Origin of the sequence: Thalassospira sp. UBA848, from assembly GCF_002295455.1 — a bacterium.
Lineage (GTDB): Bacteria > Pseudomonadota > Alphaproteobacteria > Rhodospirillales > Thalassospiraceae > Thalassospira.
Genome location: NZ_DBGS01000002.1, coordinates 2,448 through 13,026, shown reverse-complemented (window position 1 = coordinate 13,026; position 10,579 = coordinate 2,448). Strand labels below are relative to the sequence as shown.

Genomic DNA, 10,579 nt, shown 5'->3' with positions numbered 1-10,579 from the left:
GCCTATCCGATCCGCGATGGCATTCCGATCATGCTGCCTGATGAAGCCCGCGCCATCGAAGATTAAGGCAAACAGCCTGTCATGACACAAGACAGCTTTACCCCGGTTGAAATCAATTACCTGCGTGATGATCGCATTCTGGAAATTATCTGGGATGACGGTGTGAAAACCCGCCTTGGTGCCGAGTTGCTTCGGGTTGAAAGCCCGTCAGCCGAGGTTCAGGGGCATCATCCCTCGGAAAAGAAAATCATCGCCGGACGCCGCCATGTCGGCATCATTGATATTGTGCCGGTCGGGAACTATGCCGTGCGCATCAGTTTTGATGACTTGCATGATAGCGGCCTGTTCAGTTGGCAATATCTGCGCGAAATGCACGACAATCAGGACAAGCTTTGGGCAGACTATCTGGGCGCACTCGAAGCACGCGGACTTTCGCGCGATCCCGCTAAACGATAGCAACCGCGCCGTATCCCGCCAGTCCATAAAGATCCCCAAAACAAAAGCGGCCCTGACAATGACAGGACCGCTTTTTTTTGCTGTGTCGGCGAGGCGTTCACCCCGTCACACAGGCTTCCTAGAAGCGATAGCCAACACCGAGGCCAAAGACCCACGGATCAAGATGCGCTTTGGAGGTGTTCGCACCATTGTTGATGCTGACATCGGTATCAAGATAGATCTTTTTGACGTCGAAGTTGACCGACCACGGGCCGGAAATTGCGTAGTCAAAACCAGCCTGGAAGGCATAGCCAAAGCCGTCATCATACTCGACCGAGTTAAACTGACCTGGCTTGGAGTCATAGAAGAAGGTGTAGTTGATACCGGCACCAACATACGGGCTCCAGCGGCTTTCAGGCATGAAGTGGTACTGCACCGTCAGGGTCGGCGGCAACAGACGAACAGAACCAGCATCAAGGGTCGGGTTCGCCCAATCCAGATCATGCTGGGTGGTTGCAGCGATCAACTCAAATGCGATGTTGTCAGTCACGAAGTACGAAAAGTCGACTTCGGGCACGGCATCGTTGCTCAGTTGGCCATGACCAGTACCGTTGTTGATGTTGTGGTCATAGGTGTCCTCATCCGGAACCATCGCAATACCGCGCGCACGAATGACAATATCACCGGCCTGTTTGGTTTTGAATTCGGCGGTCTGTGCGGAAGCCGGATTGGCTGCAACAAGCGAAGCGGCCATCATGCCACCCAACAAAGCGGTGCCAAGAAGTTTGGATTTGAATGACATTATCTGTCCCCTGTTAGTTTGATCAACTCGCTGGGGACATTGCGCCTTTCGGTTTGCTGACTTGTTGACACAAATCAACAAGCATCGACAAAAAACGACATGTTTTTGAACGATTTTAAATGACTTTGGATCATTTACGCTGAAGTACTCGGTTTTTGATCAAAACCCGGTCTTCATCGCACCATATGATTCCGGGACTACAAAGATTTGCCTTTCATCAATTTCGGCAGAGTCCCGGCATACCCCATGGCATGGGACATGAACGTCTTTTTAAGTGGCGGGATTTTTTCGACCACGGCCAAACCGATATCACGCGCCCAGCGGACCGGGGCAATGTCATTTGAAAACAGACGGGTGGTGAGATCAGTAACCGCCAACATCACCGTATTATCAAACCGGCGCCATTGTTCGTACTCTGCCAGGACATCCGCACTACCAATGTCACGACCCAGACGACGGGCATTGACGAGAATTTCGGCCAGAACGGCGACATCACGAATGCCCATATTCAGCCCCTGACCGGCAATGGGATGCATGCCGTGGGCCGCGTCACCAATCAGCGCCAAGCGATCCTGCGTGTAGTGATAGGCATGCTGCAAACCCAGCGGATAGCAGAAACGCGGACCAATCACCTCAAGATCACCCAGATATCCGTCAAACCGACGATGGAGTTCATCCACAAAGGTCTGCTCATCAAGATTAACCAGATAATTGGCCTGTTCGGTGCCCTCGGTCCAGACGATCGAACAGCGGTTGTCCGTCATTGGCAGAATGGCAAACGGACCGGCAGGCAAGAAGTGTTCAACCGCCAAGCCATTATGCGGCTGCTTGTGCTTGACCGTGCAAACGACCGCACTTTGCTTGTAGCTCCAGTTATAGGTCTTGATCCCGGCCCAATCGCGCAGCATGGACTTGCGCCCCTCGGCGCCGATTGCAAGCGGCGCCCGCACAGATTGCCCGTCGGCAAGCGTGATGGTCATATTGCCCTGATCACGGTCAATCGTCTCAACACGTGCCGGTGCAATCATTTTGACCAGATCGTTTTTTTCAATCGCACGATACAGCGCACTGCGGGTCACAAGGTTTTCGACGATATAGCCAAGCGGTTCGTCACCAACTTCATGGTGATCGTAATGCAAGAAGAGCGGACTTTGTCCGTCGGCAATCCGGATATCAAGGATCGGCTCGGCCGCATCGGCCATGTTTTCCCAGGCCCCGATAACATCAAGCACCGATTTGGAGGCCGCTGCAATCGCACAGGTACGACCATCATAATTTGCGGTCAGGATGGTTTTGGGATCTGCATAATCAATCACCACAGACTTCATACCACCATGCGCCAATGCCAGGGCCATGGATGCGCCATTCAATCCGCCCCCCAGAATAATGACATCGGTTTGAAGTGCCTGCTGATCATGCATGTCGCAAATTCCTGTGTCGTTTGGCCACCGCACATGACGCCGGTTTACCCTGTGGACCGGCGCGCTGCGTTGACCTGACGCAACAAGGCGTCGTGAAAGCGTTGTTTGCACATCTTTACCCTGCCCGATACGCGCCTACAACCCGCACCGATCATCGCGGGGCCCGTAATCTTGCCGGACAGGCCACCGACCGAGCATTAAGCCCATCTGCTGCACACCATCACCCGACAGGCAGCCCATACACTTTACCACGCAATACATGCCCCCCGGTTGCAGGAAAACTGGCCTTGATCAGTAAATGATCGCCACAGGCCATTGAGCTGCAAGTGCTTTTCTTTTCCACGGCCGGTTGATTAAAAAATATGCACATTTTTTGGACAACAACAGATTTTGTGCAGATTTTAATCCGGACAGGGCAAGACAAAGTCATCATTCCATCGCTGCGATTCATTATTTTGTCTTTTTTATTCAATAACTTACGAGATTGATTTTGAGTCTGGCACGATTCTTGGTTTGGAACGGGGGACTGCGAAATCGTGATTACCACGTTGGTACTCAACGGATATGCCGGGAGGTCGCAATATTATGAAACTTGTTACTGCTGTAATTAAACCGTTCAAACTGGACGAAGTCCGCGAGGCGCTTAGCGCACTGGGCGTTCAGGGTTTGACGGTCACTGAAGTCAAAGGTTTTGGCCGTCAGAAAGGCCAGACCGAAATTTATCGTGGTGCTGAATACATGGTCAGCTTCTTGCCCAAGGTGAAGCTGGAAGTCGCCATCACGGATAATCTGGTTGATCAGGTTGTCGAAGCTATCACCAAAACTGCTCAAACCGGGAAAATCGGGGACGGTAAGATTTTCGTTCTTGATGTGAGCCAGGCGGTCCGTATCCGTACTGGTGAAACCGGCGACGACGCCCTGTAAGTCCAGAGACAAGGGGAGACATTATGACTATTTCCATGAAGAAAACCGGCCTTGCTGCAGCTGCAGCTACCGCCCTTCTGGCAATCGCTTCTCCGGCTTTTGCACAGGACGCAGGCGTTCCGGCCGAAACCCAGTTCATTCTCAACAGCTTTAGCTTCCTGTTCAGTGGCGCCGTCGTCATGTTCATGGCTGCTGGCTTTGCAATGCTGGAAAGCGGTCTTGTACGGACCAAAAACGTAACCACCATCCTGCTGAAGAACATCGGTCTCTTCTCCATCGCAGGCATCATGTACTACCTCATCGGTTACAACCTGATGTACATGGATGTATCTGGCTGGATCGGCTCGCTGAGCCTGTGGAGCGCAGATGACTCCGCTGCCCTTGGTGGCGACTTCTCTGGCGGTTATTCCGCAACGTCTGACTGGTTCTTCCAGATGGTCTTCGTTGCCACCGCAGCTTCGATCGTTTCCGGTACTGTTGCCGAGCGTATCAAACTGTGGCCGTTCCTGATCTTCGTCGTTGTTCTGACTGGCGTCCTGTATCCGATCACCGGTTCCTGGACCTGGGGTGGCGGCTGGCTCGCAGAGATGGGCTTCTCTGACTTCGCCGGTTCCACCATTGTTCACTCGGTCGGCGGCTGGGCTGCTCTGACCGGCGCGATCATCCTTGGTGCTCGTAAAGGCAAGTACGGTGAAGACGGTTCGGTTCATCCGATGCCGGGTTCGAACCTTCCGCTTGCAACGCTTGGTACCTTCATCCTGTGGCTCGGCTGGTTCGGCTTCAACGGTGGTTCCCAGCTTGCTATGGGTACCGGCGCTGACGTTATCGCCATTGCCAACATCTACGGCAACACCACCATGGCTGCTGCCGGCGGTGTGGTTGCAGCAATCATCCTGACCCAGATCCTTTACAAAAAGGTCGACCTCACCATGGCACTTAACGGTGCACTGGCTGGTCTGGTCTCGATCACGGCTGCTCCGGACACCCCGACCATTGGCTCGGCGATCATCATCGGCGCAATCGGTGGTATCCTGGTTGTCATTGCGGTTCCGCTGCTCGACAAACTGAAAATCGACGACGTTGTCGGTGCTGTTTCGGTTCACCTTGTTGCTGGTATCTGGGGCACGCTTGCTGTTCCGTTCACCAATGACGGTGCTTCCTTCGGTACGCAGATCACCGGTATCGTTGCAATGGGTGCCTTCACCATCGTTGCTTCGTCGATCGTCTGGCTCGCTCTGAAATTCACTGTTGGTATTCGCCTCTCCGAGGAAGAAGAAGCCAACGGTTCGGATGCGACCGAGCTCGGCCTGGAAGCTTATCCGGAATTCGGCAAGGGTTCCCAGCGCTTCTAAGCAAGACATTCTGACGGGTACCGTGTTCGCACGGTACCCGATCAACAAGATCAAAAGCCCGTCCGGGGAAACCCGGACGGGCTTTTTGTCGGCGTAATGCAAGCTTTTATCGGTTTCGCACACCGCCAGCGCAGTGGCGGTTTAACGCCGATTTCATGCCGCTCTTAAATGTTTCTTTGCACTTTTGGCATAGGGGTAAAGTCAGGGGATTTTACCCATCTTCAGAAGAACGGCACCGCCAATGGCGGGCCACAGACCATGCTGGAATGACGACGAACATGTTTAACGCGCGCCTGGATCAATTGCCTGCCTATCCGTTTCCGCGATTGGCAACCCTGCTTGACGGTATTGAACCCGGTCAGCAACCCCTTGTCATGTCGATCGGCGAACCGCAACACGAACCGCCTGCGATGATCACCGATGCCATGGTCAAGCATGCCAGCCTCTGGCACAAATATCCGCCCGGCGCGGGCACACCGGAACTCCGCGATGCCATCAAGAACTGGCTGGATCGGCGCTATAACCTGCCCGCAGACATGATCAATCGCGATGACCATGTCCTGCCGGTCGCAGGTACGCGCGAAGCACTTTATCTGATCGCGACCACCGTCATTCCGCAGGATCAGCCCGGGCCAAAACCCAAGGTCTTGTTGCCAAATCCGTTCTATCAGGTTTATTGCGGGGCAGCGGTTCTCAATGATGCCGAAATGGTACCGCTGGCCGCTGGCCCGGATAACGGCTTCATGCCCGATCTTGATCAGATTGACCCAAGCGATCTGGATGCCTGCGCACTGTTCTTCCTATGCTCGCCCGCCAATCCGCAAGGGGCGATTGCATCGCGCGACTATCTTGAACAGATCATTGCGCTGGCCCGCAAGCATGACTTCGTTCTGGCCATGGATGAATGCTATGCCGATATCTATGACCGCTCCGCCCCGACGGGCGCGCTGGAAATTTGCGCCGCGCAAGGCGGGAACATGGACAATATTCTTGTCTTCCACAGTCTTTCAAAACGGTCCAGCGCACCGGGTCTGAGATCGGGCTTTGTTGCCGGTGACGCCAAAATCGTCAAACGCTTCACCGCGCTGCGCAGTTATTGCTCCGCCACGGTTCCGATGCCGGTAATGGCAGCATCCACCATGCTTTGGAACGATGATGCCCATGCAGAGGCCAATCGTGACCTCTATCGTGCGAAAATCGACATCGCCGAGGAAGTCTTTGGCAACCGGTTTGGTTTTTATCGCCCGCCGGGGGGCTTTTTCCTGTGGCTTGATGTTGGTGATGACGAAGCCGCCACCCGGAAAATCTGGAAGGAAACCGGCGTAAAAGTCATTCCCGGCAGTTACCTGTCGATGACCGATGCTAGGGGCAACAATCCGGGCAAACGATATATTCGCATTGCCCTTGTTCACGATCTTGAAACCACGCGGGAAGGACTGACCCGCATCGCGCAGGCATTGGACAATTAGGGTTCAGTGCATCGCACCCAGCAGAACAGCAGGACTTAACCAGAACGGATACCCAGATGAGCAGCCAGTCAAACACTCTTGGAACCGCTTTCATGCCCGGCAGTCTTGTAACACTGCTCAAGCGCAGTGGCTTGCGGTTTTGCGGCCTTGGGCTGGTATTGCTGGCCATGGCCCTGTTCATCATGCTGATTGGTTTTCATCCGGGCGACCCATCCTTTAACCACGCAACAGACCGGACAACAGTGTTTAATCCACTGGGTATTGTTGGCGCCTATGGCGCGGATTTGATGTTGCGTACGCTTGGTCTGGCCTCTGCCCTGATTACGGTTCTGCTGGTTGGTTGGGGATTGCGCCTGATTGCGGTGAGACCGTTTCGCTGGATGTGGGCGCGGTTCCTTGTGCTGCCACTTGCCCTGCTTCTGGTCGCAACCTCGGCAGCGGCCATTCAGCCGGGTATGCATTGGCCACTGACAGTCGGTTTGGGCGGCTTTGCCGGTGATTTATTGCTCAACAAGTTACAAGCTGGTTTTGCGATGATCGGTGTACCCGGTGCGCGGGCGCTGATTGCGCTGGCATCCATGGTACTCGGTCTGGCACTGACGATCTTTTGCATGGCCTATTCCCTGTCCGAATGGGAGCGCCTCGGCACGGCCCTGTCCTTTGCCGGTGGCAAGGTGATTTCGGGCATTCGCGCCATCATCCCGACCGGAAGCAACGACGAACCGCTTGCCAAACGGGCTCCCGGATCGCGTCAGGAACCGTCGATGGACAAAGGCAAGTCGAAGCTTGGTAGCGCCATCTCGACCCGCAAATCCGAACCAACTTCTACCCCCGCCGAAGACGATGACTTTGACGATGATGACGGCGATCACGAACCGCCAGTACATATCGTCGCCGCGCCGGCCGCCAAGCTGCAACCAAGCCAGAAGGCTGCGGCCCAGCGTCAGGCATCGCTTGATCTGGGCACCGAAGAATACCGCTTCCCGCCACTTGACCTTCTGGGCGAACCCGACCCGGCTGATGCCAACCCGATTGATCAAGAAGCGCTGGCACAGAATGCGCGCTTGCTGGAAACTGTCCTGCAGGACTTTGGCGTTAAGGGCGAGATCGTTCAGGTCCGCCCCGGTCCGGTTGTTACCCTGTATGAGCTGGAGCCCGCCGCCGGTGTCAAATCATCGCGCGTTATTGGTCTGGCTGATGATATTGCGCGCTCCATGAGTGCGATTGCTGCCCGTGTTGCCGTGGTCCCGGGCCGTAACGTCATCGGGATCGAATTGCCGAATGTGCGCCGTGAAACCGTGCATCTGCATGAAATTCTGGCATCGAGTGATTTTGAAAAGAACACCGGCAAGCTGAATATGAGCCTTGGCAAGGATATCGGCGGCACACCGGTGATTGCCGATCTGTCGAAAATGCCACACTTGCTGATTGCCGGTACCACGGGTTCGGGTAAGTCGGTGGGTGTGAACGCGATGATCCTGTCGCTTCTCTATCGGATGAAGCCCGAAGAATGCCGCTTCATCATGATCGATCCCAAGATGCTTGAACTGTCGATCTATGACGGCATCCCGCATCTTCTGACCCCGGTTGTGACCGATCCGCACAAGGCGGTTGTCGCACTTAAATGGGCGGTACGCGAGATGGAAGACCGTTATCGCGCCATGAGCCAGGTCGGTGTGCGTAACATCGCGGGCTATAACAAACGCATCAAGGAAGCGGCCGCCAAGGGCGAACAACTGACCCGACGTGTTCAGACCGGCTTTGATCCGGAAACCGGCAAACCGATCTTTGAAGATCAGGAACTGCCGATGGAACCGCTGCCATTTATCGTCATCATCGTTGACGAAATGGCTGACTTGATGCTTGTCGCAGGCAAGGATGTGGAAGCCTCCATCCAGCGTCTGGCACAGATGGCCCGTGCTGCCGGCTTGCACCTGATCATGGCGACCCAGCGTCCGTCGGTCGACGTCATTACCGGCACGATCAAGGCCAACTTCCCGACACGTATTTCCTATTCCGTGACCTCGAAAATCGATTCGCGCACCATCTTGGGTGAAATGGGCGCCGAGCAGCTTCTGGGTCAGGGGGATATGCTTTACATGGGCCAGGGTGGCCGTTTGCAGCGTGTCCACGGACCGTTTGTGTCCGATGAAGAAGTCGAAAGCATCGTCAAGCATCTGCGTGATCAGGGCGATCCGGCCTATCTTGAAACCGTTACCGAAGAACCCGAAGAAGATCCTGTCGCGGCTTATATGGCAGGTGGTAATGCCGGGGCTTCCGGCGGTTCGGGATCAGATGATGATCTTTACAATCAGGCGGTTGGCATTGTCCTGCGCGAGAAGAAGGCTTCGACCAGCTTTATCCAGCGCAAGCTTTCCATCGGCTATAACCGCGCGGCCCGCATCATCGAACAGATGGAAGAAAACGGTGTTGTTTCAGCAGCCAACCATGTCGGCAAGCGCGAAGTCCTGATGGAAAACATGGATGGTACCCCCTACGAATACTGATGGATAAACCATCCGTTTCGTGGCGCACGATTTCACAAAATGACAAAAGGCGGCCTGTTTCAGGGCCGCCTTTCGTCGTTTGAGCCGGATGACAGAGCTGTTCCCATGCCTGAGGTGAGCCGAATCGACTTCGGCGTATTTGCAGGTTACTTGAGGTTGCGCCGCCCAACCCAAGCCAAAACCAGCGGCCTGGGTTCCGCAATCTCCCCGCAAAGCGCGTTCTTTTAGCCCCTTTGTAATCGGCCCAAAGAAGATATTTTACTTAATTCAAATATATTAATCGTTGTTTTCCAATTATTTATAAAACTTTTTAGGAATGGTTTGGCACAAATCAATGTCTCATTTTCTCAATCGACTATAGCCAGCTGTGTTCTGCATTCAGCGGATCAAATGCCCATACATTCAGTCAACACTCATGCGGGTTAGGTCTTACTATGAGGCTCTCTGATTTTTCATTCGCGGCGAAGTTGCGCGGCGTTATGGTTCTTGTGGCAATCGCACTGGCGGCTTCTGCTATCCTGAACTTGTATTCCCTTCACGAAACCATGATGGATGACCGCAAGATCACCTTGCGTTATGTCGTCGATCAGTCGACGAGCATTGTTCAGGACTATGCCGAACGCGCAAAGTCAGGCGAGATGAGCGAGGCCGACGCCAAGGCAGCCGCCCTTAAAACACTGGAAAGCCAGCGGTTCGACAACAACAACTACGTGTTCGTCACCGAGCGCGATGGCACGATGGCCATGCACCCGCTGGTGCCCGATCTGGTCGGCAAAAGCGCGGCTTCAGTCAAGGACCCGACCGGCGCAACACCGATCGCAGAACTTAGCGCCATTGCCGTTCAGTCCGGCGAGGGGTTTGTTTCTTATGTGTGGCCGCATCCAAACACCAACAACAACGAACCGAAGCTGGCATATGCCAAACTCGTGCAGGGCTGGGACCTGATCGTTGCCGCCGGCATCTATACCGATGATGTGGAAGCAGCCTTTTGGAATGTCGCAACGATGGATCTTGTCACGCTTGTGGTGATCATGGCCGTTATTGGTGGCCTGGCCTTTGCCATCGAACGCAGCACAACGGCCCCGTTGCGCGGCATCACCGAAGCACTTTCGCACCTTGCAGATGGTTATACATCGGTCAAAAGCGATGCGACAGATCGCAAGGACGAGATTGGTGATCTTGCCCGCGCACTCGAAGTATTCCGCGAAAACCGGGAAAAAGCCGACCGTCTGCAAAAAGAACAGGAAACTGCAAACGCCGCACAACTGGCACGCGCCAAGCAGGTTAATGCCCGCATTGCGCAGTTTGAACAGGACGTTGAAAGTGACCTGACCGTGGTTAACGCCGCTGTCGACCAACTGCGTAGCACCGCGACCGGCATGGCCGCCCAGTCTGATCAGACATCGGGTCAGGCCGCAAATGTTGCGGCCGCAACCGAACAGGCTGCAACCAACGTTGAAACCGTCGCATCGGCTGCCGAGCAGTTGGCAGCGGCGATTGACGAAATCACCGCCCAGGTCAGCCGAAGCTCTGACATCGCGCAGGCTGGCGCCAACGAAGCCGATGACGCGACGGCGATCTTCGCCGAACTGGCCAATGCATCGGATAAGATTGGCGAAGTGGTTGAGCTTATCCAGTCGATTGCCGAGCAAACCAACCTTCTGGCCCT

General features: G+C 54.8%; 8 protein-coding genes. 6 read left to right on the top strand and 2 right to left on the bottom strand.

The genetic code is table 11. The annotated features are described in order from the left end of the window. Window positions 1–81 precede the first annotated feature (81 nt). A complete protein-coding gene (locus tag B2R48_RS00145; protein WP_296996283.1) occupies window positions 82–456 on the top strand; it encodes a DUF971 domain-containing protein in 375 nt (124 codons plus the stop codon). A gap of 118 nt (window positions 457–574) precedes the next feature. Here the strand turns inward: B2R48_RS00145 and B2R48_RS00140 are convergent, their stop codons facing one another. After that, window positions 575–1,237 (bottom strand): OmpW/AlkL family protein, encoded by a 663-nt coding sequence (locus tag B2R48_RS00140; protein WP_062956886.1) that lies wholly within the window; start codon window positions 1,235–1,237, stop codon window positions 575–577. A gap of 197 nt (window positions 1,238–1,434) precedes the next feature. Next, complete coding sequence (gene ubiH, locus B2R48_RS00135) at window positions 1,435–2,658, bottom strand: 2-octaprenyl-6-methoxyphenyl hydroxylase (RefSeq protein WP_296996278.1); 1,224 nt, start codon at window positions 2,656–2,658, stop codon at window positions 1,435–1,437. 585 nt (window positions 2,659–3,243) lie between these two features. Between ubiH and B2R48_RS00130 the strand changes: the two genes are divergently transcribed. The 5 genes from B2R48_RS00130 to B2R48_RS00110 form a co-directional block, all read left to right on the top strand. Further along, the gene (locus B2R48_RS00130) at window positions 3,244–3,582 is read left to right on the top strand and encodes a P-II family nitrogen regulator (RefSeq protein ID WP_007088725.1); all 339 of its coding nucleotides are present in this window, start codon (window positions 3,244–3,246) and stop codon (window positions 3,580–3,582) included. A gap of 23 nt (window positions 3,583–3,605) precedes the next feature. Beyond that, window positions 3,606–4,934, top strand: coding sequence for an ammonium transporter (amt, locus tag B2R48_RS00125; protein ID WP_296996244.1), 1,329 nt, complete (start codon window positions 3,606–3,608; stop codon window positions 4,932–4,934). Window positions 4,935–5,212: 278 nt separating this feature from the next. Continuing rightward, the gene (locus B2R48_RS00120) at window positions 5,213–6,403 is read left to right on the top strand and encodes an aminotransferase class I/II-fold pyridoxal phosphate-dependent enzyme (protein ID WP_296996241.1); all 1,191 of its coding nucleotides are present in this window, start codon (window positions 5,213–5,215) and stop codon (window positions 6,401–6,403) included. A gap of 56 nt (window positions 6,404–6,459) precedes the next feature. Continuing rightward, complete coding sequence (locus B2R48_RS00115) at window positions 6,460–8,910, top strand: DNA translocase FtsK (RefSeq protein WP_296996239.1); 2,451 nt, start codon at window positions 6,460–6,462, stop codon at window positions 8,908–8,910. A 434-nt stretch (window positions 8,911–9,344) separates the two neighbouring features. Further along, window positions 9,345–10,579 (top strand): cache domain-containing protein (locus B2R48_RS00110; RefSeq protein WP_296996236.1); only part of this gene is annotated, 1,235 nt, incomplete at its 3' end.

Coding starts and splice junctions, on each gene's coding strand:
- B2R48_RS00145 (WP_296996283.1), top strand. CDS start 82: ATGACACAAGACAGCTTTACCCCGGTTGAAATCAATTACCTGCGTGAT.
- B2R48_RS00140 (WP_062956886.1), bottom strand. CDS start 1,237: ATGTCATTCAAATCCAAACTTCTTGGCACCGCTTTGTTGGGTGGCATG.
- ubiH (WP_296996278.1), bottom strand. CDS start 2,658: ATGCATGATCAGCAGGCACTTCAAACCGATGTCATTATTCTGGGGGGC.
- B2R48_RS00130 (WP_007088725.1), top strand. CDS start 3,244: ATGAAACTTGTTACTGCTGTAATTAAACCGTTCAAACTGGACGAAGTC.
- amt (WP_296996244.1), top strand. CDS start 3,606: ATGACTATTTCCATGAAGAAAACCGGCCTTGCTGCAGCTGCAGCTACC.
- B2R48_RS00120 (WP_296996241.1), top strand. CDS start 5,213: ATGTTTAACGCGCGCCTGGATCAATTGCCTGCCTATCCGTTTCCGCGA.
- B2R48_RS00115 (WP_296996239.1), top strand. CDS start 6,460: ATGAGCAGCCAGTCAAACACTCTTGGAACCGCTTTCATGCCCGGCAGT.